This is a genomic window from Paenibacillus sp. E194 (genome assembly GCF_000935845.1).
Taxonomy (GTDB): Bacteria; Bacillota; Bacilli; order Paenibacillales; family Paenibacillaceae; genus Paenibacillus_B; species Paenibacillus_B alvei_B.
This window is the reverse complement of sequence record NZ_JMDX01000004.1, coordinates 1-25,718: the sequence shown is the minus strand read 5'-3', so window position 1 is coordinate 25,718 and position 25,718 is coordinate 1. Positions and strand designations below refer to the sequence as shown.

22 protein-coding genes and 3 riboswitches are annotated in these 25,718 nt (G+C 46.6%); of the genes, 17 read left to right on the top strand and 5 right to left on the bottom strand.

Translation table 11 applies throughout. The features are described 5' to 3' along the window. The first annotated feature begins 195 nt into the window (after positions 1-195). Positions 196-1,383: a serine hydrolase domain-containing protein gene (locus AZ66_RS01130; protein WP_044353235.1), complete on the top strand. Its 1,188-nt coding sequence runs from the start codon at positions 196-198 to the stop codon at positions 1,381-1,383. A gap of 144 nt (positions 1,384-1,527) precedes the next feature. Here the strand turns inward: AZ66_RS01130 and AZ66_RS01125 are convergent, their stop codons facing one another. Further along, positions 1,528-1,944, bottom strand: coding sequence for an Lrp/AsnC family transcriptional regulator (locus tag AZ66_RS01125; RefSeq protein WP_021262658.1), 417 nt, complete (start codon positions 1,942-1,944; stop codon positions 1,528-1,530). Between the two features lie 134 nt (positions 1,945-2,078). On the opposite strand from AZ66_RS01125, the gene AZ66_RS01120 reads away from it, so the two are divergent. The 8 genes from AZ66_RS01120 (at position 2,079) to AZ66_RS01085 (ending at position 9,526) form a co-directional block, all read left to right on the top strand. Further along, the gene (locus AZ66_RS01120) at positions 2,079-2,837 is read left to right on the top strand and encodes an MBL fold metallo-hydrolase (RefSeq protein ID WP_044353234.1); all 759 of its coding nucleotides are present in this window, start codon (positions 2,079-2,081) and stop codon (positions 2,835-2,837) included. A gap of 195 nt (positions 2,838-3,032) precedes the next feature. Then, positions 3,033-3,767, top strand: a complete 735-nt coding sequence (locus AZ66_RS01115) for a response regulator transcription factor (RefSeq protein ID WP_021262656.1) — start codon at positions 3,033-3,035, stop codon at positions 3,765-3,767. Then, entirely contained in the window at positions 3,767-4,843 is a 1,077-nt protein-coding gene (locus AZ66_RS01110) for a sensor histidine kinase (RefSeq protein WP_044353233.1), read from the top strand. Before AZ66_RS01115 ends, AZ66_RS01110 begins: the two co-directional genes overlap by 1 nt. A gap of 209 nt (positions 4,844-5,052) precedes the next feature. Continuing rightward, entirely contained in the window at positions 5,053-6,423 is a 1,371-nt protein-coding gene (locus AZ66_RS01105; RefSeq protein WP_044353231.1) for an FtsX-like permease family protein, read from the top strand. After that, on the top strand, positions 6,420-7,943 hold the full coding sequence (locus tag AZ66_RS01100; RefSeq protein WP_044353230.1) for a serine hydrolase domain-containing protein: 1,524 nt from the start codon (positions 6,420-6,422) through the stop codon (positions 7,941-7,943). Before AZ66_RS01105 ends, AZ66_RS01100 begins: the two co-directional genes overlap by 4 nt. 151 nt (positions 7,944-8,094) lie before the next feature. Then, the gene (locus tag AZ66_RS01095; protein WP_021262652.1) at positions 8,095-8,331 is read left to right on the top strand and encodes a DUF6953 family protein; all 237 of its coding nucleotides are present in this window, start codon (positions 8,095-8,097) and stop codon (positions 8,329-8,331) included. A gap of 128 nt (positions 8,332-8,459) precedes the next feature. Next, the gene (rnhA, locus tag AZ66_RS01090) at positions 8,460-9,107 is read left to right on the top strand and encodes a ribonuclease H (RefSeq protein ID WP_044353267.1); all 648 of its coding nucleotides are present in this window, start codon (positions 8,460-8,462) and stop codon (positions 9,105-9,107) included. Between the two features lie 203 nt (positions 9,108-9,310). Beyond that, on the top strand, positions 9,311-9,526 hold the full coding sequence (locus AZ66_RS01085; RefSeq protein WP_044353229.1) for a cold-shock protein: 216 nt from the start codon (positions 9,311-9,313) through the stop codon (positions 9,524-9,526). An 84-nt stretch (positions 9,527-9,610) separates the two neighbouring features. Here the strand turns inward: AZ66_RS01085 and AZ66_RS01080 are convergent, their stop codons facing one another. Next, the gene (locus AZ66_RS01080) at positions 9,611-10,570 is read right to left on the bottom strand and encodes an NAD-dependent epimerase/dehydratase family protein (protein WP_044353228.1); all 960 of its coding nucleotides are present in this window, start codon (positions 10,568-10,570) and stop codon (positions 9,611-9,613) included. Between the two features lie 290 nt (positions 10,571-10,860). Between AZ66_RS01080 and AZ66_RS01075 the strand changes: the two genes are divergently transcribed. Next, complete coding sequence (locus tag AZ66_RS01075; protein WP_044353227.1) at positions 10,861-13,923, top strand: copper amine oxidase N-terminal domain-containing protein; 3,063 nt, start codon at positions 10,861-10,863, stop codon at positions 13,921-13,923. A gap of 235 nt (positions 13,924-14,158) precedes the next feature. Beyond that, positions 14,159-14,244: riboswitch (cyclic di-GMP riboswitch) on the top strand. Positions 14,245-14,348: 104 nt separating this feature from the next. Continuing rightward, positions 14,349-14,434: riboswitch (cyclic di-GMP riboswitch) on the top strand. Positions 14,435-14,495: 61 nt separating this feature from the next. Further along, entirely contained in the window at positions 14,496-15,149 is a 654-nt protein-coding gene (locus tag AZ66_RS01070) for an anthrax toxin lethal factor-related metalloendopeptidase (protein ID WP_044353226.1), read from the top strand. 76 nt (positions 15,150-15,225) lie between these two features. Here the strand turns inward: AZ66_RS01070 and AZ66_RS29565 are convergent, their stop codons facing one another. Further along, positions 15,226-19,419 (bottom strand): MucBP domain-containing protein, encoded by a 4,194-nt coding sequence (locus AZ66_RS29565; protein ID WP_052648330.1) that lies wholly within the window; start codon positions 19,417-19,419, stop codon positions 15,226-15,228. Positions 19,420-19,570: 151 nt separating this feature from the next. Continuing rightward, positions 19,571-19,658, bottom strand: a riboswitch (cyclic di-GMP riboswitch). Between the two features lie 433 nt (positions 19,659-20,091). On the opposite strand from AZ66_RS29565, the gene AZ66_RS01060 reads away from it, so the two are divergent. The 4 genes from AZ66_RS01060 to AZ66_RS01045 all read left to right on the top strand — a co-directional run bounded on the left by AZ66_RS01060 (position 20,092) and on the right by AZ66_RS01045 (position 23,107). Further along, a complete protein-coding gene (locus AZ66_RS01060; protein WP_021262645.1) occupies positions 20,092-21,015 on the top strand; it encodes an ABC transporter ATP-binding protein in 924 nt (307 codons plus the stop codon). Beyond that, a complete protein-coding gene (locus tag AZ66_RS01055; protein ID WP_331436875.1) occupies positions 20,993-21,703 on the top strand; it encodes an ABC transporter permease in 711 nt (236 codons plus the stop codon). The genes AZ66_RS01060 and AZ66_RS01055 overlap by 23 nt, the downstream gene beginning before the upstream one ends. 240 nt (positions 21,704-21,943) lie before the next feature. Then, positions 21,944-22,144 carry a cold-shock protein gene (locus AZ66_RS01050; protein ID WP_005543633.1) on the top strand — a complete coding sequence of 67 codons (201 nt, stop codon included), beginning with the start codon at positions 21,944-21,946 and terminating at the stop codon, positions 22,142-22,144. A gap of 312 nt (positions 22,145-22,456) precedes the next feature. Further along, positions 22,457-23,107 carry a TVP38/TMEM64 family protein gene (locus AZ66_RS01045; protein ID WP_044353225.1) on the top strand — a complete coding sequence of 217 codons (651 nt, stop codon included), beginning with the start codon at positions 22,457-22,459 and terminating at the stop codon, positions 23,105-23,107. A gap of 153 nt (positions 23,108-23,260) precedes the next feature. Here the strand turns inward: AZ66_RS01045 and AZ66_RS01040 are convergent, their stop codons facing one another. After that, complete coding sequence (locus AZ66_RS01040) at positions 23,261-24,079, bottom strand: hypothetical protein (protein ID WP_044353224.1); 819 nt, start codon at positions 24,077-24,079, stop codon at positions 23,261-23,263. 340 nt (positions 24,080-24,419) lie between these two features. On the opposite strand from AZ66_RS01040, the gene AZ66_RS01035 reads away from it, so the two are divergent. After that, positions 24,420-24,734, top strand: a complete 315-nt coding sequence (locus tag AZ66_RS01035; protein WP_044353264.1) for a YbjQ family protein — start codon at positions 24,420-24,422, stop codon at positions 24,732-24,734. 141 nt (positions 24,735-24,875) lie between these two features. On the opposite strand, the gene AZ66_RS30315 is transcribed toward AZ66_RS01035, so the two are convergent. Next, a complete protein-coding gene (locus tag AZ66_RS30315; RefSeq protein WP_082061398.1) occupies positions 24,876-25,079 on the bottom strand; it encodes a cold-shock protein in 204 nt (67 codons plus the stop codon). A 290-nt stretch (positions 25,080-25,369) separates the two neighbouring features. Here AZ66_RS30315 and AZ66_RS01030 point away from each other — a divergent pair. Further along, positions 25,370-25,718: mismatch-specific DNA-glycosylase (locus tag AZ66_RS01030; protein ID WP_044353223.1), on the top strand; the 349-nt coding region annotated here is incomplete at its 3' end.

Here is a 25,718-nt window from a genome sequence, read left to right as displayed (position 1 = left end):
TGTCATATGAACCCCATGTCATGCCCCTTTGCGGGAGCGTATTGCCTAGTAATTTGCCATAAGTGACATTTCGTTACTACGAAATATGACATTTTTCAGATAGTTTGAGGTTAAGTCGCGGGCATTAAGCTTCTGAATCTACCGAGTGCATGAGGTATGCCGCGATTCTACAAGAAAAGAAGAGGAGAGGATTCTATGTTATTTCAAAAATGTTTGTTGGCGAGTTTTTCTGTGCTGCTTGCAGGATCCATGCTGCTGAATACTTCGGCAGCTCGGGCACAGGATGTGAGAAACAATTGGGCTTCGACACAAGAAAGTCAAGTAAACCATCTACCAAATGAGAAGCATTCACTTGTCCAACAGACGATGGATGACCTTGTGAAGCGTAAGGAAGTTCCCGGTATCCTAGCACAGGTTGTAAAGGATGGACAGGTGTGGTCGTATGGGGCGGGCCAGGCAAGTATTTATAGTGATCGTAAGATGGATCCGGAATTCCATTATCGAATCGGCAGCATTACGAAAACGTTCGTCGCAACTGTAATGCTTCAATTGGCGGAGGAGAACAAATTGAGTCTGGATGATTCCGTGGAAAAGTGGCTTCCGGGCGTGGTTCAAGGGAATGGATATGATGGAAGCAACATTACGATTCGGCAGCTGCTGAATCATACGAGCGGAATTGCCAATTATACATCAGAAGACTTCATAAAGCGGATCATAGTAGAGAAGCCTTATCAAACGTATTCCGCGGATGAATTGATTCGGCTTGGCTTGGAGCAGAAGCCGCTATTCGAGCCCGGCAAGGGATGGAGCTACTCCAATACAAACTATGTGTTGGCGGGAGTTATTATCCAGAAGGTTACGGGTAAAACGTACGGCGAAAATATCGAGGCACGCATAATAGCAAAATTGGGGTTGAAAGACACCTCCGTTGCTGGCACGAAGTCCTCTTTGCCAGATCCACATGCACGGGGATATATCACATTGGATGGCAGAGGATACATCGACATCACGGAGCTCAATCCTTCATGGGGGAACGCAGCGGGCGACATGATTTCGACCGCCAAGGATCTGAATGTGTTTTTCAGTGCACTGCTAGGCGGAAAGCTGTTGTCAAAAGAATCGATGACACAAATGCTGGATGGTGTGGAGACCCCTATCGGTCGGTATGGCTTGGGTATTTATGAAGTAACGAAGCGTGCGGACGGAGAGTCGGTATGGGGCCATAGCGGTGGCATTCATGGATTCGGTTCGCAAAGCGGGGGGACGCTTGACGGCAAACATGTCATGAGTGCTAACGTGAATATACTTCAGTTTGCAGGATCCCCGGCTAATCCCCATGATGAAATCTTTCGTGCTGAATTCAACGGCGCTGATAAACCGTAAATAATCATTGTCATGTCCGACAAAGGGACAAAGAATACAGCCGTCTTAAAGACGGCTGTATTCTTTATATTACTATCAGCATTGGTAGAAGAAGGTTAGAATGTATGACGTTAAATGATGGGTTGAAGATTTGTGAGATTCTACTTAAGGGTTTTTCTTAATGACAATCGACAGTCTGTAATTCGCATATTGATTCAATTCCACGAGGAATGCATCCAGTTCCTCATTGGAGGGGTAGCGGCATTCCATTAGATAGCAGCACTCGCCGCTAATTTTATAATTATGCAGAACATAGGTCTGCTGTGCATCGACAAAGGACAGGAATGGACGATGATCCGGCTGCTTTGTATAGATTTGAATAAATGTTTGTACGGGGTACCCAGCCTTAGCTTGATTCAATTGAATCGTATAGTGTTCAATAACGCCTTCGTCTTCCAGCTTCTGTACGCGATTCGCCGTTGCTTGACCTGTCATATGAATCTTCTGCCCCAGTTCCTTCATTGAAACTCGGCCATTGCGGGACAGTTCCTCAATAATGCGTTGATCCGTAGAATCCAGCATCGTAACAACCTCTTTCATTAATCAAGTATTTGACGTTCAACACTTGATTCTGTATATGTCTTCCTATCTTCAATCATATTATCCTATTCATAGGAAGAGCAAAAGAGGCTCGCTTGCCACAGGAGGAATGCTGGATGAACATTACACAGATTCGCAATGCTACGATGATTATAGAGTACGGAGGTCAGAGGCTGCTGGTTGATCCATTTTTGGCCCCTAAGGGGACTTACCCAGCATTCCCAAATACACCGCATGCGGAGCTTCGTAATCCGCTTGTTGAGCTGCCGACTCCTATTGAAGATATCATTCAGGTGGATGCCGTCATTGTGACGCATCTTCATCTTGATCATTTCGACGACACGGCAAAATCGGTGTTGCCTAAAGTGATTCGCATTATTGCCCAAAACGGTCAGGACGCTCAAGCTATTCGCGATGCGGGCTTCCATCATGTCGAGGCAATGAACGATCATACATCTGTTGGTAAAGTTCGTTTGCAGCGCACAGATGGTCGACATGGAACAGGGGTAATCAGAATGCAGATGGGCAAGGTGTCCGGCTTCGTCTTGTCGCATCCGACAGAGAAGACCTTGTATGTCGCGGGAGATACGATATGGTGCTGCAAGGTGGAGGCTGCAATTCAACAGCACAAGCCTGAAGTGATTGTAGTAAACGGAGGTGCAGCTCAATTCCTTATCGGTGACCCAATCCTCATGACTAAGGAAGATATTTATCGGACACATCAAGCATCGCCGGAATCCATCATCATTTCATCGCATATGGAGGCGGTGAATCACTGCTTGCTGTCGAGGCAGGAGTTGCGTAGTTATGCTCAAGAGAAAGGGATTGCGGATCAAATCTTCGTTCCAGAAGATGGCCAGGTCATAACGTTGTGAAGTATATGATGATGTTATCGAGTGAAATTGAGAAATAACAATAGGCTAATTTTATACTGCAGAAGCTGCCGACTGGTTCGGCAGCTTTTTCGATTTTCTATACGTAAAATGGCGAGGGTGGTATCATTTTTATTGTCTATTTAGGTAAGTAGGGAATTGTAATGATTTGTAGCGCTAACGGGAGGGATTACATAAATGTACCGCATCTTAATAGTAGAAGACGATGAGAAGATCGCCTCCGTCATACAAAGAAACTTAGAAAAATATCATTTTGAAGCATTGTGCGCTTCACATTTTCGAGATTTGATGTCCGAACTGACCGCTTTCGATCCTCATTTGGTACTGCTCGATATTAATTTGCCGTATTTTGATGGCTATTATTGGTGCAGACAAATTCGTGCTCGATCCAATCTACCGATCATGTTCATTTCAGCGAGAGAAGGGGAGATGGATCAAGTAATGGCCATTGAGAATGGCGGCGATGATTATATTACAAAGCCAATCATGCTCGATTTGCTGGTTGCCAAGGTGCGCAGCGTACTGCGCAGAGTATATGGGGATTACGCTGCCATATTGGAGCTTCCCCCGCCGCCGAAACCGGACATAGTCGCGGAAGGAATAACATTAAGCCTTAGTCGCAATGAGCTTATATGGCAGCAGAGAAAAATCGAGCTGACGAAGAACGAGCAGCTATTGGCCGAAAGCCTGCTCGTACATTGTGGTACTGCCGTGACCCGAGATCAGCTGCTGGAAACGCTGTGGGACGATACTCAATTCGTGGACGACAATACATTGACGGTAAACGTGAAGAGACTGCGCAATAAGCTGGGAGAGCTAGGTTTGCCGGATGCAATTCGCACGGTAAGAGGGATAGGATATAAGCTGGTGCTCGGCGAGGAAAGCGAGAGACCGAAGGGGGAGCATGTTTGATGAATAAATACCCCATAGTATTTGTTCGTGACCGGCTGCTTTATCTGCTTGCGAGCGCTCTAATCATTGGGCTTGGAACCAGCCTGATGCTGCTGAAGAAGGCGCGTTATCCAGAAGCAACGGATGACGGCACAATCGTTTATTTCATCGTGCTTTCACTATTATTTCTAGTCCTATGGCTAATCGTAGATTATATTCGGCAGAAAAACTATTTCAAGCAACTGATGCAAGCATGTAAAAATTCTGGAGACGTGAACGCCGCCGTGCTCGTTCAGTCTCCCGTCACAAGGGAGCAGACGCTCGTCGTGGACGTGCTGGAGCGCCAATATCGTATCTATTTGAATGAGCTTGGAAACTACCGCCGCCAGCAGGAGATGCATAATCATTTCGTGCTTCAATGGGTGCATCAGATGAAAACTCCGATATCGGCTGCGGACATGCTGTGCCAGGAGGCAATACAGCAGATTCCGGTATCCAAGGGGGAGCAGAAGCAGTTCGCTGCCAGCATTCAGGAGGAGACAGATCGCATGTCCCGCAGCTTGGAGCTGCTGTTGTATACAGCACGACTCGATAAGTTCGAAATGGATCTCCATATACGAAGAATATCTCTGCATGATCTTGTTCGTTCGGTGGTGAACGGACATAAGCGTCTATGCATTCGCCATGCTACCTTTCCGCTGATTGAGGGTGAGGCTTGGGTGGAAACGGATGAAAAATGGATGCGCGTTGTATTGAATCAATTCGTCAGCAATGCAATCAAATACAGCAAGGGCAAGCCGGGGGTGAAGCAGCTTCGCTTCCGCATTACGAATGACGATAGCGGCAAGTGCCGCTTAAGCATAACGGATGAGGGAACTGGAATTCCGTCACACGATCTGCCTCGCATATTCGATCCATTCTTCACGGGGGAGAATGGAAGGGCACTTGGGGAATCGACGGGAATGGGGCTGTATGTAGCCAAGGAAGTATGCGGCCGGTTAGGCCACGGATTGTCGGCATCTTCTGAGCTTCATGCAGGGACCACCATGACGGTGACGTTTCAAGCAAGGGGCATCCATTTACTTGAACGGCGCTGATGTTGACTGATGCTCAACTAAGCCCTGTAAGGTGACAATCTTGTAAGGTTGCTGAGTACCGCAATGTCACTTAAATCGATGGGATACGTACGGTAGCAGGGCTATACTTGCGTTGTTGTGATACATCAAGAGATTGTGCAGGGGAGGTCCGGAGTGATGAGTACTATCAATCGGCGAGGAAATAAGGAAACCCTCAGGGGGAAGCGGTCATGACGATTGGAGCTCTTGCTTTGCGCAACATTCGCGGCAATTGGCGTTCATGCTGTGCCTTTTTCCTGAGCAGCGCATTTTCCGTTATGGTGTTTTACATGTTTGCCGCGTTTCGATTCCATCCTGATGTGATGAACGGCCGTATACTAGGAGCCGACTCAGTGAGGCAGGGCATGATGTTTTGCCAGTATATCATCATTATATTCTCGGTACTGTTCGTGCTGTATTCTAGTTCGGCATTCATCCGGACGCGACGGCAGGAATTCGGCCTGCTTACTTTATTCGGAATGACACGATGGCAGCTGCGCAGACTGATCGTGTACGAGCATGCAGGCATTGCCGTGTCGGCCATTGGGCTGGGCATCGGCTCAGGCATCGCATTCAGTAAGCTGTTCTTCATGACGTTGGAAGTGCTGCTAGATCGGGAGGTATCGATCCTATTTACCGTACCTATGGAGGCATTAGGCTTGACCGTTGTCTGCTTTGCATTGTTGTTCGCGGTTATATCTGTATGGGCTGCCTGCAAGACAGGCCATGGCAAGATCGTTGATATGCTTGAAGCTTCAAGAAAACCAGCAGAACAAGCCGACTTTTCTCATGGACTCGCAGCTCTGGCAGTCATCTGCTTAGGAACGGCTTATGGATTGGCACTTAGCATAAATATGAGGAATTTCCCGTTGTTGGCCATGCCGGTTATGATTTCAGTAACGATCGGTACGTATCTGTTCTTCACCCAGTTCAGCTTGTTAGTACTGCACTCTGTACAGAGAAGTTCAAGATTCTATTACCGTCGTACCACGATGATTATCGTTGGTCAGCTGAGTTCCAGACTGAAGAGTAATGCAATGATGCTGTTTCTCGTGTCGATGCTGAGTGCGGTCATGGTGACGGCATCGGGTGCAGTTTACATGATGAAGCGGGCCGTCCAGTTCGACGGCTATCGGACGCAGTACGAGAATGCGCAGGGCCTGATGGGGTTGACGATGTTCATTGGGCTGTTCATGAGCTTGTTATTTTTTATGGCGGCGGGCAGCGTGATTTATTTCAAGCTATTTACCGAGCTTCGAGAGGATCAGGCGCATTGCAAGGCACTGTCTCGGATCGGCTTGACGGAAGGCGAAATTCGTGGCATTGTTATGGCCCAAATCGGTATTCTCTTCTTTGCTCCCTGTATCGTTGGTACCGTTCATGCCTTGATTGCTATGAAGGCATTGGACAATCTCTTGATGCTATCCAACTGGAGCTATTCATTCGCCGTTATCGGCATTTACCTGGTCATGCACACGATTTATTTTTTGATCACTTGCCATGATTACACAAATAGCATACTGCGAGGTGCCTTTGGGCACAGAATGGGGAGAAATTTATGAATACAGCACGAACTGGTTTCTGGGAAATGGCTGCCATTGTTGGTTGTGTGATGTTAGTCGTACTTGTAATGGCAACCTGTACACTGCCTTATGCTGCAGCGGAACAAGCGAAGGTGGAGTACACGTCTAGCACCAAAAAGATTGAGCAATTTATTGAGGAACAACGGGAGCGCAGTCAAATTCCGGGCATGTCCGTTGTTATTGTTGAGAAGGGAAAGACAGTGTTTGAAAAAGGATTTGGCTATGCCGATCTGGATTCAAAGGAGCCTGTGACAGAACATACATTGTTCGAATTAGGGTCTACGACTAAGGCCTTTACGGGACTAGCCATTTTACAGCTTGAAAAGGCAGGATTGATTAACCGGATGGATGACGTCAGAAAATACCTGCCGTGGTTCACCATAAATAATGAAGGAAAGCCGGCCGCGATTACGATTGGTCAGCTGCTGTATCACACAAGCGGAATATCGGCCCGGACGATAGCCTTAATCCCCGAAGACGATACGGATCGTGCATTAGAAAAAACGGTGCGGTTGCTGCTGGGACAACAATTGGATCGTAAGCTGGGCAGCTCACATGAGTATGCGACGATTAACTATGATGTGCTGGGACTAGTTATCGAGCAGGTAACGAAGCAGTCTTATGAAGCGTATATAAAGCAGCATGTGCTTGAGCCGCTTGGTATGACAGATTCATTCGCCGGCATCCAGCCAGTTCTGCCTAGCGAGATGGCGACCGGATACCGAGTGGGTTTTCTGAAGCCAAGAGAATATCACCCGCCAATTTATCGCGGCAATAACCCAGCCGGATATCTAGTAAGCAACAGTATTGATATTGCGAAATGGATGAACGCACAGCTCGGATATGGGTTGAATGAGCAGGTAAGCAAGGCATTAGTGCAAGAATCGCATATGCCCGACAAATCCGTAGCGCCGATCGATGATACCTACTATGCAAGCGGATGGAGTATCGGGGAGGATCAGAATCTTATTATGCATGCGGGCGCAAACCCTTCCTTCTCCTCTTACATCATTTTGCAGCAGGATCGGCAGCTCGGCGTTGCTGTTATGGCCAATGTGATGAGCGATGCTACGGCTGCTATTGGCCAAAGCGTGCTAACGCTGTGGAAGGGAGATAACCTCAGCAATCCGGTACCGAATGATCGGATGCAGGCCCTGGATCAAGAAGCAACAAATGCAGCTGGGATTACAGGAGGACTTGCCCTGCTGGGATGGCTGGCAGGTGGAAGGCTCGTCTGGAGTATCGCGAGACGGAAGCGTGTCTTAGTTTCGCTGGGTGTTATGCGATTAATAGGATTTGTAGCCTTGTTACTTGTGTGTGCAGGGGGGATTTGTTTGGTGCTTGCGCTTCCAAACTTATTCCTTAGGGGCATGCCATGGTCGTTTATCGCCGTATGGTCTCCGCCGACGATTGTCCTTACCGCGTACTGCTTGGCAGCGATGTTTACAGGATGGTTTATCTACGGTGCCTTGAAAATCGTTACGACGAAAACGGAATAATGGATTACGTATAAAGAGTGGGAAAAGCTGTCGGATACCGACGGCTTTTTTATTAGGGATAATTTGTGGAGCACATTAGGAATATGATGCGGGCTCATTTATAATGAGAACAGGCATGCAAGTATCGATACGAATTAGGAGTGGAATGTTTGTGGAATACACAGCTCAGCAAGTAGCGGAATGGATGATCGATGAAATTAGAACGAAGGGTGTCGCTTATCAGAGCGATGTCATTGAATATGTGAAGACGCACTTCGGGGAGCATTTCGTATATGTGAACGAGAATGGGAATGCTTCGCTCGACAAGGAAGTGAAGAAGGCGTTCCGTAAGCTGCATCGCGGCAAAGTCGCATGGGACAGAGACGGATTTTGCTGGGGATGGACATAAGATTGGCGTAATAGAGATGGAGCAACTAACGCTGGATCATGAGGAACAACATGTTCCTCTGTATTTCTGGTGGAGTGGCAGCTGCCGCAGTCAATAGAGAAGTAGAAGGTGAAGGAGCGGTACGAGTTATGGCGCAGCAGAAATACTATGTGGTATGGGAAGGCAGTAAGCCAGGAATCTATACGAGCTGGCCGGAATGCCAAGCGCAAGTGAGCAATTACAAGGACGCGAAGTATAAGTCCTATACCTCCAAGAGCGAAGCGGAGAAGGCCTATCGGGAAGGCTGGAAGAAGCATTGGGGTCAAGGCGCTGCGAAGAAGGGGGCTTCTGGGAAGTCCGCTGGGGCTGCTGCTTCCGTATCCAAATCGGAGATTGATTATAACAGCATTTCCGTAGATGTAGGGACGAGAGGGAATCCAGGGCCGATCGAGTATCAGGGAGTAGATACGAAGACAGGAGAAGTGATCTTTGCAAAGGGCCCTATTCCCAATGGAACGAACAACCTAGGCGAGTTCCTTGCCATCGTGCATTCTTTGGCTTACCTCAAGCAGCAAGGCAGCAATAAGACCATATACAGTGATTCGCGAACCGCGATGAAGTGGGTACGCGAGAGGAAAGTGGCGACAACGCTTGTTCGCAATGAATCGACGCGGGAAGTGTGGAATTTAGTAGACCGGGCGCTTCATTGGCTGCAGACGAACACCTACAGTAATAAAATCTTGAAATGGGAAACCGAGCATTGGGGCGAGATTAAGGCTGATTACGGCAGGAAATAGCCACTTCTCAACTGAGATTTTTGTACAGGTTGATTCAGAATTGGAATGGAGATCCACTTTTTACACAGATTAATCTAGAAGTATGGTATAATGGAACCATACTGATTCGGCTGTAGTCGCAATAACATGCCCCGAACATGACGTTTGGGGCTTTTATATTTACAGTCGGCGTAACAACATATCATGTGAGGAGAGATGGGGTTATGTACAGCTCGCGGAAGAAATCACAAGAAGATGTACCGATGGAAAACACATTGGTGTGGATATGTTCAAGTGAAGATTGTAATGGATGGATGCGGGATAATTTCACTTTTTCTAATGAACCGACATGTCCGCAATGCAAGTCTGCTATGGTCAAGGGTGAGAAGAAGATAGCCGTTCTTGCCAACACGAGTCCAGTTCAATCAAGTAAGGGTTGACGGGGTTACTTGTGATTAAGTTTATTCGTTATGAAGGGACACGAATTTTGTGTCCCTTTTTGTTTTTTAAAAGTAGATCATTACCTAATAAGCCCCATATTGCTGCCGAGTCATCAGATCACGAACTGCATCCGTAACCGATTCCTCCATGGAATAGAGGGTTTGGAATCCCTGCTGGCGAATTTGCGAATCGTCCCAAATGCGGTCGGTCGTTAATGTGTTCCATGCAAAAGGTGACATAGGATACGCTTTCCGTTGTTTCTCAGTTCGTTCAGTGGGGATATGTAGAAGGGAAGCGCACTTGCCAGCAGCAGTGTCGATAGCCGTCTTCAATTGCATCCAAGTCGTATCGAACCCTTTCAATACATAGATTCCTTTAAACCGCTCTGTCCCGCCGGATGTGCCGAGCCACTCCATTGCACGGCCGATATCGCGAGTATCGACAAGAGACACCTTAGCTGAACCATCTCCGATGATTGGATACTGATCACGGGCATGAGCCGCGAACATTCTGGCGAAGAATGAGGATTGATCGCGTACTCCAATCGTGCTTGCCGGACGTAATATCACCGTCTTCATTCCACTACGGAGGCCAGCTTCTTGTACGATCTTCTCCCTTGCTAGTCCTAACTGCTGTATCGGGTATATCGGTTGAGTATTATATCGTTCATCAATTGGTTCATTGCTGCGGAAATCATAGACAACAATGGTGCTTAACTGAACGAAGCGGGCTACTCCTTGCGCGGCTGCAGTTTCTGTCAACCATTTCGTCAATTGAATTTCTACGGGTGCGTCTGAGCGTATCGTCGAATTCAGCTTCGCATCTGCTGTGCAGTTGTAGACCACATCATGTCCTTGGATGACAGAAGCCAGTTCTGTACGGTTCTCCATATGGAGTTGGATGATTTGAGCGCTGCTCTGTTTGAGCCATGAGATATTGCTTGTATGCCGTGCGGCGGCGGTAACCTCATGCCCGGCATGCAGGAGTTGCTCTACGACATGGCTTCCAATGAAGCCGGTGCTTCCGAATACAATTGCTCTCATACGGTGTTCCTTCCTCCTAGGCCTTGCTCCATCACATTCCGAAATTATGAATTCAACATGCGCATGCTGTGCTGTTATCATAATCGAACTGCTTTTCTAATAAAAGTACGGTTATTTTATATAGTAACTATCCTGTTGAATAGTAATGGAAGCCATGCGAAAAAAAGGGCAAGCCCAAAATTGAATGATTGCAACTTAGAGCGAAACCTTTCTCTAGAATGCCACGTTAAGAAGGCATCAGGAAGACATATATTGGATTATCATGCTTGGTGAACGAGGAGGAGGAACGGGTGAAAAGGATACTGTCAGGGATTGTGGCAGTCGTCATGCTGCTGCTTGTCATTCCTACACAGCTGCAAGCAGCTGCATCCATCAGCATTTACATGGATGGGGTGAAGTTGGTTACGGATCAGCCACCGACAACGCTTCAGGGTCGAACAATGCTTCCGATGCGCGCCATATTCGAAGCGCTTGATGCCAAGGTGTTGTGGGATCAGAGAAAGCAAATGGTGACGGCTATTAAGGACGATACTACCATTGTGCTGAAGATCGGCTCCAAGGCAGCGACCATAAACGGCTCCGCTGTTGTACTTGATGTACCGCCGCAGACATTGCTAGGGAGAACCATGGTGCCTGTACGCTTCGTTAGTGAGGCAATTGGTGCGGAGGTAGGCTGGGATCAGCGATCACAGAGCGTTTATATTCGGACACTCCCTGCAAACAAAACGGTAGCCCCAGTAACAAGTGTCAGCGCGCAAACGGCTGGCAAGTATGGAGATGGCCGTGATGTGGAGGTCAGCTTCTTGAAATCGGCAACCGAATCAGCGGTGGATCACTATCGCGTATTTGTAGTGAAGGGCGCGAATGTCTATGGATTCACCTTGTCGCAAGCATTAGCTGTTCCTGCAGGTCAATATACCGTAGCATTCCCGATTGGCGGTCCACAGCAAGTGTCGCTTACATCCAACACTCGCGATGTAGATGGAGACCTTCTGAAGAAGAGTCAATCCTATGCGGTGTTAGTGCTTGCGGTAGGCAAAGGCACGAACAAGTCGGCGTTATCTGCAGCTTCCCAAGCCCTAACACTAACGAACACAACAGTGTCCGCTGTAAGCAATGTGCAAGTACGCGATGTTGCCGACTACGGCGATGGCCGTGATCTACAGGTCAGCTTTGCACGTCCGCAGTATGATGATTACATTGCGAATTATCAAATCCACGTTGTGAAGACAAGAGATGCCAATCGATTTGACACGGCTGCTGCAAATGCTGTGCCCAACTCATTCTACACGACAATCTCCAAATCTGGTTCCAATTCTACGTTAGCGACAACGCTCTCCTCTTCCTCAAGAGATGTATCCGGTGATTATATTCGCAGCGATATTTCATATACCGTATTTGTACGCTCTGTAAGCAGCAATAGCAAGGTGTCTCCGCATGCGTTGTCTGCAGGTTCATCCTCTATTACGCTGGATCGTCCGATCGCGGCGCCGTCCATTACAAAAGTGGATGATGTGGGCAATTACGGGGATGGCCGTGACTTGCAGGTTAGCTTTATTCGCTCCGGCGATGAATCGAAGGTGCGCTATTACCGGATCTTTGTAGTCAGAAATCGAGATGCCGGAAGCTTCGATCTGTCCGATGCGAACCGAGTTCCGTCCGGCAGATATTATGATGTCGCGCGGAATGGATACAACATAACGACGACATTGCCGTCCAATGCTCGAGATGTACAGGGATCTTATATTGGCAATGGGGAGACGTACCGCGTATTCGTAATGGCAGTAGCCAAGGATGGCAATGCTTCTGCACTCTCCGCAGCATCTTCTGCGATCGTACTCAGCAATAAAGGGAATGTTCAGGCGTCTAAGAATGTAACGGTCAGTGATGTCAGCGATTATAATGATGGCCGTGATTTGCGAGTTAGCTTCGAGCGGGCATCGGATGAGTCGGATATTAGCCAGTATCGAATTATGGTCGTAAAGTCATCAGATGCCAATCGTTTTACGCTGTCCGGTGCAAATGAAATATCTAGATCAAATTATATCGCTGTCAGTACAACGGGACGAAATCAAAGTATTGTGCTGCCTTCCAATGCCCGTGATGTGGATGGCTCTTCTATTCGAAATGGAATCAGTTATCAGGTATTTGTCTTATCTGTTGGGAAGGGCAGTTACTCCAATGCCTTATCTAATCCGTCTTGGCCGATTACACTGGAGAATCGTACTGAGGTATACTCCGCTACGAATGTGGGTGTTAAGGATGTTAGCGATTATCATGATGGCCGAGATCTGCAGGTAGCATATACCCGAGCAGTGGATGAGTCGAATATACGCCAATATAGAGTGCTGGTCGTAAAATCGGCGAATGCAAGTCAGTTCGGCGTCTCTGCGGCTAGTGAAGTATCGCGATCCAATTACACAGTTGTCAAAACGAACGGAGCGAATCATACTTTGACGTTGTCCTCGGATGCTCGTGATGTGGATGGTTCGTCCATTAAAAATGGTGTTAGTTATCGAGTATTTATTTTGTCAGTAGGAGACAATGACAACGGAGCCAATGCATTGTCAGCACCTTCTCCAAATATCGTCTTGGAGGATAACCTAGGGGCAGACACAGTTACAAATGTTGCTGTGAAAGGAACAAAGAACAGCGGCAATAGTCGGGATGTGGAAGTGAGCTTCTCGGCACCTGCTAATGATTCCACAATTGGCGGGTATCGAATTCTAATCGTTCCTTCGGAGAAGGCAGATGGCTATAAGCTATCTGCTGCAAATACCGTATCGGCAATCAATTATACGAAGGTATCTAAGCAGGCGGGCGCTGTGAAGGAGATGCTGCCTGATGCTGCACGTGATGTGTACGGCAAGCAGCTCTCGAAAGGGATGGCATACCGAGTATTTATCTTATCTGTATCCGGTGGGAAAGGTGCATCCAATGCTCTCTCTGCTCCTTCCGAGGAGTTTAAGCTGCTTGATCCTGCTGTTCCGGCAGCGGCGAATGTAACTGCTGTTCTGGAAGGGGAAGGAGCAATCCTCAAAGTATCGTTCGATAAGGCAGCAGATAGCAAGGGCATCGCCTATTACGCGGTAATGGCAGTTCCTTCTGGATACGCAGATAGCTTTACGTTGACGGAAGCCAATCGGGTACGCAACGGAGGATATCGTGTGGTGAAGGTATCGGAGGAGGGTATCCTGACGCTTACTTCTTCAGATAAAGACATTACAGGATCCGCACTTCGAAGTGGTGTTGCCTATCGTATATTCATTCTGTCGATTGCAGATGGTCGACAAGCAACAGCCAATAATTTGTCCAAGGCATCTAATGAAATCATTCCTGGTGAAGCCTTCTAGAGCATACGAAGTAAATCTATAGGCAGTGATGGAGTAGGTAGATTCATAGAGGAAGGGGCTCCGATTGTATCGGGGCTCTTTGTTATGGGACAATGCGACAAGTTCAGGCATAGGGAGGAAAAAGGACTCGATTTTCTTGTAAAATTTTGCCGTTACCTGCTTGACTTTCGATTCTAGCAGCATTAATCTAGTGATATAGAACTAATAGATTTATTTTCCATTTCAATAGAGTCTATATTGATAAAGGCAAACCCATCGAAAGATGGCGACGCAAAGCTATAGGGGCTACGGCGAATCTCGCTAAGCCAGCCAGTTACCGATTATAGAGGAATAGCGGCAACGTCCATGTACGTTACGATCCCTTCTTATTTCGGTAAGTGGGGATCTTTTTTATTGCTTGCAAACTTCATATCATGCACTCCGTATTTGCACAAGGGCAAAGCCATTGAAAAATGGTGACGCAAAGCTATAGGGGCTACAGCGAATCTCGCTAAGCCAGCCAGTTACCAATCATGAAGCAGGGCAGTGTTGAATCGGTTATTCAGCTGTTCGCTTCGGGAGGAGAATGTATCGTGAAATGGGACAAGCGTGTTGTCGCACTTATTCTTGCTGTTATCATCGTATGCCCATTATTCGCAGTTCCGGTTCAAGCGCAGGAGCAGACTATTCTGGACAAGCTGGTTGTATTGCCTAACGGCGATTACAATAGAAGTGAGGCAGCTGCAATGAAGCAGCGGCTGGAGAAGATTCCGACATCGGTCTTGAATGCTCTATATAGTAAAGGAGTTAAGATTAAGCTTACACAAGGAGCCATTACGGACGAGCCAGAACTTGCTTACCTGAAGGGAGTAGTACCAAGAGGGTGGGAAGGCACTGGATTGACATGGGACGATGTTCCTGGAGTGAGCGAGCGAGTTGTGGCGGTTCGCATCGGGTATAGCGAGAAAGGGAAGGGGCACAATTCGTTTAATCTGGAAATTCACGAGACACTGCATGCGGTTGACCGACTCGTTTTCAATGAAATTAGTGGTACTGAGGAATTCAATACCATTTTCAATAAAGAAGCAAGTGTAAAATATAAAGGTGATGGCTATGTCTCGACGTATCCAACGGAGTATTTCGCTGAAGCTGCTAGCTTGTATTTGTTTAGCGATACGACAAGGGACGATTTGAAGAGCAGCATGCCGTTAACTTATGAATTTATGGCTAAGCTGTTTGCGAGCTAGGAGCCCTACATAGAAGAAGCGCCTCCTCGACATGCGTCGAAGAGGCGCTTTGCTGCATATTCGTGCTCAGTCGCGATTATGGGTACACGACATCAGCGTTTACTTTCTCCCACGATTCGAATTCATCCTTGTTGCGGTGGTAGTCATGGTAGTTCGTCGCTTCCATCACATCGGAATAGTACCAATCCGTAGGGGCGATATCCGGCCATTTCTTCGCGTCTTTGTGGACATCATCGTTGTGCACTTTTCGGTTCAGTACGCTGTTGATGAACGCCATTGCTTCGGCACGAGTGATGTACTGATTTGGCTTGAACTTGCCATCTGGATAACCCTTAATCCAGCCTTTGTTTGCTGCCGATACAATGTATTTCTCTGCCCAATGACCGCTGATATCGGAGAACAGTGTATTCGTCTGCTCATTCAGCTTATCGAATCTGGAAGCAATTGCGGCGAACTCTGCTCTCGTAATCGGTTTTTCTGGCAGGAAAGTGCCATCTGGGTATCCAGTGATAATCCCTGCATTTTCCATCGTGGAGATGTGTCTGTTCGACCAGCGCTTTTCGGCTACATCTTTGTAAGAGTTGGTACCCTTCAAGAAGTTGGCCCGTGTGGTATTCTCCATTAAGCGATAGAAGATAGCAGCCACTTCTTCGCGGCTGATCAGGTTTTTCGGCTTGATTTCCCCATCCGGATATCCATTGATGTAATTGTAATGATATTGCGTTTCTAACTTCGGCACCGGTGGCAATGGTGGAACTGGTGGTAATGGCTTGGAGCTTGGATAATAGGAACTACTGCCGCCACTGCTGCTGCCTCCGCCACTTGAGTTTTGCGTGTAATAGAAGATGAACTCCTGCCCTTCCTTATCGGTGAAGGTGTAAGTGTCAGTGGATTTCACAGGAGTGTACCCCGATATGGAAATTGCCGTAAGTTCTACCTTCTCCCCGGCTTTGCCGCTCTTCGTCGTTGGATTTACGAGCTGCTTGCCTGTTCCTTGCTCCACATATTTAATCGTTACTTGCTGATCTGGCTGGGTGATTGGATTCTTGATGTAGAGGATCGTGAACGTCTGTGAAGCATCTGCAGTGAAGACATAGTCGTAAGTAGACTGCTCTGGATTGTATACAGCGTCTGCCACTGTGATCGGTGTTGGCTTCAGTGTGATGTGCTCTCCAGCTTTGCCTTTCAACGAAGTTGGTTCTGCTACTGGTGCAAGAGTCTCCTTATCCAGATGCAGTACCGTCAGCAGCAATGCCTCTACAGGATCGCCCTTTTTGTAGTAAATCGTGTACTGTTGTTCTGGAGTTCCGACAATCGTAATGTCATGGTTGAATTTTAAAGGCTGATACACAGCGTCTGCTACGGAGATTGGCTCTGCTGTTACATGAACAGCTTCGCCAGACTTGCCGCTGACCGTAGTAGGTTCCTGCAGCACTGCGTCCGTGCCTTCTTCAAGGTGATGAACAGTTACGAAATAGGTTGGCAGCTCTTTCTTGCTGTAGAAGAACGTATAGGATTGTTCAGCTTGCTCAGTGACTGTGTATTCATGCTGGTAGGGGTCTGGCACGTAGATTACACCATCAACTGTAATATCTTCTGCTCTCAGTGTGATGGTTGCCCCAACCTTGCCGCTCGTCGAAGTAGATTCCTTCAGAACCGCGCCAGTAGCTGCATCCTTATAGTGGACGTGCACGGTGCGTTCTTGAGGAGTAACGTCCTTCTTGGTGTAGGTGAAGGTATAGGATTGTTCCTCTTGGTCTGTAATGGTGTATTCATGCTGATAGGAGTCAGGAACGTAAACTACACCATTAATCGTAATATCTTCTGCTTTCAGTGTGACCGTTTCTCCGACCTTGCCGCTCGTCGAAGTAGATTCCTTCAGAACCGCACCAGTAGCTGCCTCTTTATAGTGGACGTGAACCGTACGTTCTACAGGGGCATTCTTGGTGTAGAAGAAGGTATGCTCTTGGTTAGCCTCAGCCGTGAACGTGTATTTGATTTCTGGATTGACTGGAGTGTAGCCGGTGACTTCTAGTGCAGTCAGTGTTACTGATTCTCCAGTTTTTCCGTTTTTCGAAGAATCTTTTGCGATAGGAAGCTTGGTGTCTTGGTCAATGTAGTGGATGGTTACTTTTTGTGGATTCGCGATGTAGAAGAATTTGTACGTGTCGTTTTTATCTGTGAATGTATAAAGCTCTCTTTCAACCTCAGGCGTATAGCCAGGAATCTTTTTGGCTTCCAACCCAAGCTTCGTACCGGTAGGCCGGTTATAAGTTTCTGAATCTGCGAGTGTTTCTTTGGTCTCTTTACTCAAATACTCCACTGTCAGCGTCTGTTGGCTTGGCGTATACCAGAATGTGTATACATTGTCCTCGGCCTTGAACGTGTAGCTGTCTTCAGTCTTGTCAGCTGTAAAGCCTGGAATGCTCAGAGCCTTCAACGTAATCGTCTGGCCCGTGACACCTTGTGCAGATGTTCGGTCAGCGATTTCTCTGTTTGTAAGACTGCTGACATGTTTGATGATTACTTTTTGAGCGTTCGCTTTGTAGAAGAAGGTAACCACGTTGTCCGCAGCTTTGACGGTATAGGTTACTTCCGCCTTCTCAGGCGTGTAGCCCGGGATGTCGAGTGCCTTCAACGTAATCGTCTGACCGTTGGTGCCGGAGATCGAAGTATCGTCGTCAGCGATGGATTTGCCGGAATCCTTATCTACATACTTAATCGTTAGCTTTTGTGGAGCTAGCATATATCCGAACCATACCGTTTTGTTAGGTTCCTGCAGTGTTAACGTTTCTTCTGTAGGGTCAGTACCCCTTTTCAATACATAGTTATCAAGCTTGGGAGCAGGAACCTTATATTTCGGCCCTATGTCCAGCGCATCCTTACCGTTGATGGTGAAAGATCCGCTGTACAACTGCTCTGCAAGATCCACACGTTCGACAACCTTGCCGTCTGCGTTAATAGGCTCGCCTTGGTCATTTACCTTGTAGCCTTTCACAAGAATGGAGCCTTTGCCGAAGCTGACTTGCGGCACTTCAAAATCTTTTGTTGTACGTTGTCTATTCACATCTGTGTATTCCATGGTGGTTCGTCCGTTTGTCGGGTAATTGACATCGGCACTTGGATTTTTGGAAGAGTCCATTTTGATGGTATATGTTAGGGTTGCCGGACTTCCCTCTACAATGTTGCCAACGTCCCATACAAACGTTTCCGAAGCTGCATCCCATTTCACCGTGCCTTGAGATGCTGTATAGTCTTGCTTTTCAACAGGTGCATTACCCTTGAAATTAAGGTTAAACATTTCACCCATCGGATCCTTGACTATAGCATTTTCAGCCGCGTAGGAAATTTTCCCTGCCAGTTCAGAGAAAACCTTCTCCAGCTCTGCGCTGTCAGATGGGTAATAGTTGTTTGCTGAAGCGCTGTTCTTTAATACATATACAGCGTTAGCATCACTGCCAACCTCGAGCCCGATCGAATAAATGGTGATTCCTGCATCCTTGGATGTCTTGGCTTGAGATATCGTAGGAATTCCATTGTCCTTAACCGTATAGTTAGCTATCTTGTATCGATCCCCGAACAAGCCAGAGGATAATTCATAGCTGTTGCCGGAACCGATAGTCTTGGTGTAGTCAAAGTTGGAAAGTACAAAGTCATACTTGTTGTTGGGCCATGAATAAGGAGCGGCCTTTTTTGCAGGAGAACTGAACGTTGGCGCACCGTCGCTAAGCAGCACAATAAATTTATTTTTAGCTGAACTCTTTGTAGCTAGTAACTGATGTGCTGTGTTGAGAGCGCCTTGTATGTTTGTCCCTCCGGAAGCCGAGATACCCTTAATATTGTTCAGGAGCTGCTGTTTATCATTCTGACCAAGAAATCCGGATGATGTGTCCTCTGCGCTGGTGCTAAACGTGACAAGAGCAATTCTTGTTTTGACGTTGGACAAAAGCAGTGTGTTTACAAATTTCTCCGCTGCTTTTTTGGCATTGTCTAACCGTTTGTAGTTCTTCATACTGTCTGACTTGTCTAAGACAAGTACGACATCGGTGTCACCGGCTTCAACGTTCTTTCCTTCGGCGGTCAGAGTAATCTGCCACTCTCCTGGCGTCCCGGTTGGCTTCGCTGTCTTGCTTAATTTTACAGCCCCAGGCTCTGGCCAAATCGGATCACGTCCAGCTGCCTCAGCGCTTTGCAGTGCATTCGGTATCAATCCGAAGAACACGGCAAATACGCACAGCCATGTTACGGCCAACTTTATTCTACGTTTCATTCAATTCGCCACCTCATTTTTTCATTTTATTCCTCCCCTACCGAAGTGAGTCCATGCCTCCTCATTCTTATTTATATAGCTCAACGGAAAGTTAATTCCGCCAGAACTTCACATAAATAAAAAAAGTCCAGCTGCAATTAACAGAATTGTTAGTTGCAGCCGGACTATCATAGGTCGTAGAACCGTTAGACTCCGAAGCTTTGCGGCCTAATCTTTCGATTAGTGTGCCCTATGCGATTGATCAATCATAACACTTCTTATTCAAGCGAAGATGACTGTAATCATAGGCATAGGGAACTATCAAGCTCAATATAGGTTACGAGGAACAATTTGTCAATGATAAGAAAATACTAGTTTGTATACATACTACAAGTATTAACCTACTAGAGTTGATTCATACCTGATAATCCATCTATATGCCTCCAACTTTATAACTATTCATTGCTATCAGATGGAAATAACGGATTGAATCACTCCAATGCCCGTACGATAATGAGTAGAGGCAGATAATCTAGCAATCGGCTTCAGGAATACCACGGTGTGCCGAGTGAGACTGAATGAAGAGCAAATAGAGCTTAAGATTTTTGTAAGGATTGAGTAAGGAATTAGAGAGGAATGCCTCATACAATAAAGTCATCGGGAAGCACGCATTGAGCGGGAGGAGATACTGGCATGACGTATTTATTACGTACACATCATCTGACGAAGACGTTCCAAGACAAAGAGGTCGTCTCGAATGTGAATATGAACATCCGTCAAGGAGAGATATATGGATTTTTGGGTCCAAATGGAGCCGGTAAGACAACAATTATGAAAATGATTACGAACTTAATTAAGCCTACAATGGGTCAAATTGAAGTATTCGGGGAAGCGCTAGCCCCTGAGTCGTATCATCTGCTGGCTCGGATGGGGACAATTATCGAATACCCTGTATTTTATGACAAGCTGTCGGCACGAGAGAATATGGAGCTGCACTGCGAGTACATGGGATATCACAACATGAAGGCCATAGATGAGGCATTGGAGCTGGTGAAGCTCAATCATGTAGGCAATAAAGCAGTCAAGGATTTCTCGCTAGGAATGAAGCAGCGGCTAGGTATCGCCAGAGCGATCGCAACGAAGCCGGAGCTGCTTCTGTTGGATGAACCTATTAATGGGCTGGATCCGATAGGGATTAAGGAAATACGCGATTTGCTTCTCATGCTGAGCAGACAATATGGTACAACGATATTGATATCAAGTCATCTACTTGGCGAAATTGAGCTTGTCGCAGATACGATTGGTGTCATTAATAATGGTCGATTAATTGCAGAAGTCTCTATGGATGAGGTTCGTATGAAAAATAGCGAATATATTGAGATTGTGACGAAGGATTGCACGCGAGCTGCGTTCCTGCTCGAGGATAAACTAGGTATACACAATATACGAGTCATGGACGAGCGCATGATTCGAGTATATGATCCGAATATCCAGCAGGGAGTGCTGACTAAGGAACTGGTCATGAACGATATCTTAATCGAATCGATCCATAAGAAAAACAGCTCCCTAGAGGAATACTTCTTATCTTTGTTGGATGGGGGCGATCATGTTGCGTAATTTGATAGGTTTGGAGCTTCGCAAGCATCACATAGGAGGGTATATTCGAAATGCAATTATTGCAAATATTGTCGCGATCGCCATCTTATTCTTAATGTTATACAGTCCTAACATGATGGAAGAAGTTGTTTTCGCGGATTATACTTCCCTTTTTGTGGGTGTGGATTCATTTGTACGAATGATATTTATCGTTTTTGCAGCAGTATTGATATCTCGGTTCATTATTGATGAATATAAATCAAAGACAATAAACATCCTATTTATGTATCCAATAAGTCGGAAAAAGATCCTCCTAAGCAAGTTGGCCATTATCGCCATTTTCACATTTAGCAATATTGTTGTGTCTGAAATTGTGCTCAACGCGATCTTGTTGACAGCAAATACAATTGTGCCCATTATACAAGAGCCCCTGACTTTGTCGATAATTGGGGGAGGGGCCTTGAAGTTGATCATGAATGCAATGGCTGCAAGCATTATGAGCCTCATTCCGCTATATTTCGGCATGAAGAAATATTCGACTCCGACTACGATCATGTCTTCCTTGCTCATTGTTTCTATCGTGTGCTCGAATAATGGGGGAGTATCGCTGAATTCAATTATTATCATTCCGATTATTCTGGCATTGATTGGTGCATTCGTAACGTTTATGACGATTAAGAAGGTTGATCATGTAGATGTAGGCAACTAAAATTGAGCTTCAATACATTGTCCGAGCCTCAGGGAGGGGCTTGGACAACGGAAATATAAACAAATTAAAAAACAGGAATTGCTATTTGGGTAACCATGTGGTAAGATGACTATATTCAAATTTGACCTGATTCACATATTGCAGAGGGTTATTTTGAAGGTAGAATAACCTTGTCCAATATGTGAATTTTATTTATTTATGTAAATAAGAGGTCATGTAAATTTTAGGAGGTATTTGTTCATGCAAACAGGTACAGTTAAATGGTTCAACGCAGAAAAAGGTTTCGGTTTTATCGAAGTTGAAGGCGGCAACGATGTATTCGTACATTTCTCCGCAATCACTGGCGACGGCTTCAAAACGTTGGACGAAGGCCAACGCGTTGAGTTCAACGTAGTTGAAGGCAACCGTGGACCACAAGCTGAGAACGTTGTAAAGCTGTAAGACACACGTAATCTCAATGCCCCAGACCTAGGTTTGGGGCATTTATTAATTTATGCGGAAGAGATGCCGTATGAATAGCAAAGAGCCGCCCTCTGGGGCGGCTCTTTGTGTTTCCGCTTCGTTTTTGTTCTGTTCGCAGCCACGCCATTTATTTGTCGATCTTTTTTGTTGGGGGAGGCAGTATAGCGGGGATGAAGTATGTTATGCTATTGTTCGAAGCGAGCTTATGGCAGCTTCCATCTCGTATGACAATGGCAATCATTTTGGGCCATTTCGGACAGATAAATATAGAGGCTGGTGGATACGTACAACATGGAACTATCCGAGATAACTTCTTATTTTACCGAAGAGCATTTGAAGGCGCTGTTGGAGCAATTCCGTTCCTTCGGGCCGCTGCCGGGCATATTACTGACGTTCATGAAGTCCTTTATTCCGCCGCTGCCTACCCTCGTTATTGTAGGTGTAAATGCTGCAGTATATGGGTTGTGGCTCGGATTTCTCTATTCATGGATTGGAATCGTGAGCGGCTGCATGCTGACGTTCCTCATTGTGCGCAAGGCAGCAGGCCACCCGTTGCTCGCTCGCTGGGCTGAGAAGCCGAAGGTGAAGAAGAGCATGCTGTGGGTGCGTCATAATGCATTCAGTTATGTCTTCTTGCTTAGTATTTTCCCAGTAGGTCCTTTCGTCCTTATTAATATGGTCGCGGCTGTTGCTCGCATGCGCATCCGCTCCTTCTTCATCGCTATTCTCTTTGGTAAGGCGCTTATGGTGTTCTCCGTATCCTATATTGGCCACGATATACAACGATTTATTGATCATCCGCTGCAACTTATTTTTGTCGTCCTGTTTATAGGCTTGTCACTGTTGATTAGCAAAAAAATTGAAGCACGCTTCACGCGGCATACTTCTGATGAAGAAGAGCACCCAGACACTGCCTTAGAACAGCATAAACAGTCAGTATAGAACGGCGATTAGGGTCTCGGCTGGAGGCAGAATGATTGCTTCTTTCCGTCTAGTTACCGTCGCAGCTGCATGTGAATGATGATCCCCGGATAACTCCGGGGATTTTTTGCGACCATCCTGTAGTTGGATTGGGGGAACCGTAGGTTGTGAAAGTCATGAAGTGAAGCCGCCTTTTGCTTTGTTTATAATTTCCGTAATACGGGACTCGTGCTGCTCTAGCTTCTTTTTGGACTGATCGATTTGACGAATTAGGGAGACGAGGGATGTTAGCGATTGAAGTGAACTTTTGGCATCACCCTTCTTGATTGCTTGGTTTAGCGATGACCATAGTGGCGTAGTGCGTTTCTGTAACTCACTAACCGTGCTTCGTTCTGATTTCATTTGGGCATTCACGGTATTGATGCCTGCCAGAATATCACGTACGCGTTTTACGAATTTCGATTTGCTCTCACGTGCCTTCTTTACTGCTTCTACCTTTGTTTTAATGTCCATTCGAGCTAATTGCACTGCGGCCTTCACGATATCGCGCTGCTTGCGCAGCATTTCTTTTTTGTCGTCTTTTTTGGAGCCCATGCGGGATAGCTGATCGTTCAGGAGCTGATATGAAGCGAATAGCGGCTCGTAGCGTTGTCTTGTTTGCTTCAGAGAGGCTTCTAGTTTATTAATCTTGTCGGTATCCCAGTGTTGGAGCTTACTTCGTACATTGGTCAGGTTTTCTTTGTTTTTTGCTTGCATCTGCTTCAGGGTGCTGTCTCGCTGCAGGCTCTGACTTTGCAAGGAAATGAGCTCGCTGTACATGGAGTTTATGGAGCTTGCTTGGGTGGAAGCTGCGGATTCAGCCATCTTCGTCAATGCACTCTTCGCTGTGGGGGACAATTCCTTGCTTGCTGCTTGCGTTGCAGTTGATAGTAATGGCTGTAGAAGCAACACGGCGAGCAGCGATGCTAAGACTTTCCAACTTCTCTGTTTCATTCGTAAACCTCCTCTTGGTCGTTAACTTCAGGACAACAAAAAAACCCGCAAGAAGGGCATGATTGCCCATTCCTACGGGTGCTTCCGTCGCAAGAAATTACGATATATTATTCACATGTAAAATATAACCAATTAAATAGAGTCTTGTCAAGGTAGTCTGGATATCTGATTAGACAAAGAAGATGCTCAACAGATGCATGTTGCAAAAATGTAAGTAAATGAGGGTGGATTGTCATATTAATCAATAGGTACTGTGAATGGCACGTTGTATACTGGATACTATAGAAAACAGTGAATGTGAAGAACTTCAAGTTACCCTACCCTTAGGAGGAATGAAATGATGATCGTAACGACAACACCAACAATTCAAGGCAGAGAAATTGTAGAATATAGAGATATTGTAACGGGAGAGACAATTATGGGCGCCAACGTCGTACGGGACTTCCTTGCCTCTGTTCGCGATGTAGTAGGCGGTCGCTCTGGTGCATATGAGAGCAAATTGAAGGAAGCGCGTGTCATTGCGATGGAAGAAATGAAGGATGCGGCAAGACGACTCGGCGCTAACGCAATTGTCGGCATTGACGTAGATTATGAAGTGGTGCGAGAAGGCATGTTGATGGTTGCAGTAAGCGGTACCGCAGTCGTTATTCGTTAGTACAAGCGATAGAACATAATAAGAACAATCAAGAGGTCTGTGTCTCATTGTGAGCGCACAGACCTCTCGCTGTAAAAAAATGCGGCCAGCCCCAGTCCATAGACGGATGAAGCCAGCCGCGGACGTCGAAGCTGAGCGATTCTACTTCGTGTGGGCATAATTGGTGTTGTTTGTTAGTGTAGGGAGCATACGCGACGATTCAACCATTGTAGATTGGCAAATCGGGCAAATGGGAGTGTCGTCGAATGTGAAGTTCTCCCGCATCCAACAGGAGCAGCCGTCCTGACTGCATTGCCAGATGGATGTTTGCTCCTCGGGGACTGGCTCGGGTTGGTTTTTTTGCATAGTACATGGTAGAACCCTCCTTTTATTTGTGCGCGCTGATGAGATGGGATAAATAAAAGCGCGGGCTGAATGAAAAGAACTGCCCCTATGGACAGCCCTTCTATTCACGGTTGACTCGGCAAGTTCCAAGTATGTCTGCAAGCGCAGTCGGTACAGTGAAAACGAATGTTATGCAGCTCACGAGCGTTTTCGCAAGTTGCCGCTCTTCTATTATGTGAGCCAACTTCGAAAAATATGCCAAATTTTCTAATTTCTCATGATGTTGTAAATAAGTGAAGGAGGTCATGTCGATGGATTCCATTCCCGATCATCTTGCACCGCATCTGCGTATTGTGTTCGTTGGCTTTAATCCCAGCTTGAGATCAGGGGCGACGGGGCATCATTATGCGAATCCACGCAATCGATTCTGGCAGATCATTTATCGAGCAGGTCTGACTCCAAGGTTGTTCCGGGCAGAGGAAGATGGCGATCTGATTGAATTAGGCTATGGTTTTACGAATATTGTAGCCCGTCCGACTAGAGAGGCTGCGGAGATAACGGCAGAGGAGTATGCGGAAGGGCGCCAGCTGCTTCGTCAGAAAATTGAGATGTATAAGCCGAGGGCTGTATGCTTTGTTGGTAAGGGTGTGTATGAGAAGT

Coding starts and splice junctions, on each gene's coding strand:
- AZ66_RS01120 (WP_044353234.1), top strand. CDS start 2,079: ATGAACATTACACAGATTCGCAATGCTACGATGATTATAGAGTACGGA.
- rnhA (WP_044353267.1), top strand. CDS start 8,460: ATGGCGCAGCAGAAATACTATGTGGTATGGGAAGGCAGTAAGCCAGGA.
- AZ66_RS01085 (WP_044353229.1), top strand. CDS start 9,311: ATGTACAGCTCGCGGAAGAAATCACAAGAAGATGTACCGATGGAAAAC.
- AZ66_RS01055 (WP_331436875.1), top strand. CDS start 20,993: ATGGGGGCGATCATGTTGCGTAATTTGATAGGTTTGGAGCTTCGCAAG.
- AZ66_RS01125 (WP_021262658.1), bottom strand. CDS start 1,944: ATGCTGGATTCTACGGATCAACGCATTATTGAGGAACTGTCCCGCAAT.
- AZ66_RS01110 (WP_044353233.1), top strand. CDS start 3,767: ATGAATAAATACCCCATAGTATTTGTTCGTGACCGGCTGCTTTATCTG.
- AZ66_RS01100 (WP_044353230.1), top strand. CDS start 6,420: ATGAATACAGCACGAACTGGTTTCTGGGAAATGGCTGCCATTGTTGGT.
- AZ66_RS01050 (WP_005543633.1), top strand. CDS start 21,944: ATGCAAACAGGTACAGTTAAATGGTTCAACGCAGAAAAAGGTTTCGGT.
- AZ66_RS01045 (WP_044353225.1), top strand. CDS start 22,457: ATGGAACTATCCGAGATAACTTCTTATTTTACCGAAGAGCATTTGAAG.
- AZ66_RS01105 (WP_044353231.1), top strand. CDS start 5,053: ATGACGATTGGAGCTCTTGCTTTGCGCAACATTCGCGGCAATTGGCGT.
- AZ66_RS01035 (WP_044353264.1), top strand. CDS start 24,420: ATGATCGTAACGACAACACCAACAATTCAAGGCAGAGAAATTGTAGAA.
- AZ66_RS01040 (WP_044353224.1), bottom strand. CDS start 24,079: ATGAAACAGAGAAGTTGGAAAGTCTTAGCATCGCTGCTCGCCGTGTTG.
- AZ66_RS30315 (WP_082061398.1), bottom strand. CDS start 25,079: ATGCAAAAAAACCAACCCGAGCCAGTCCCCGAGGAGCAAACATCCATC.
- AZ66_RS01130 (WP_044353235.1), top strand. CDS start 196: ATGTTATTTCAAAAATGTTTGTTGGCGAGTTTTTCTGTGCTGCTTGCA.
- AZ66_RS29565 (WP_052648330.1), bottom strand. CDS start 19,419: ATGAAACGTAGAATAAAGTTGGCCGTAACATGGCTGTGCGTATTTGCC.
- AZ66_RS01115 (WP_021262656.1), top strand. CDS start 3,033: ATGTACCGCATCTTAATAGTAGAAGACGATGAGAAGATCGCCTCCGTC.
- AZ66_RS01060 (WP_021262645.1), top strand. CDS start 20,092: ATGACGTATTTATTACGTACACATCATCTGACGAAGACGTTCCAAGAC.
- AZ66_RS01080 (WP_044353228.1), bottom strand. CDS start 10,570: ATGAGAGCAATTGTATTCGGAAGCACCGGCTTCATTGGAAGCCATGTC.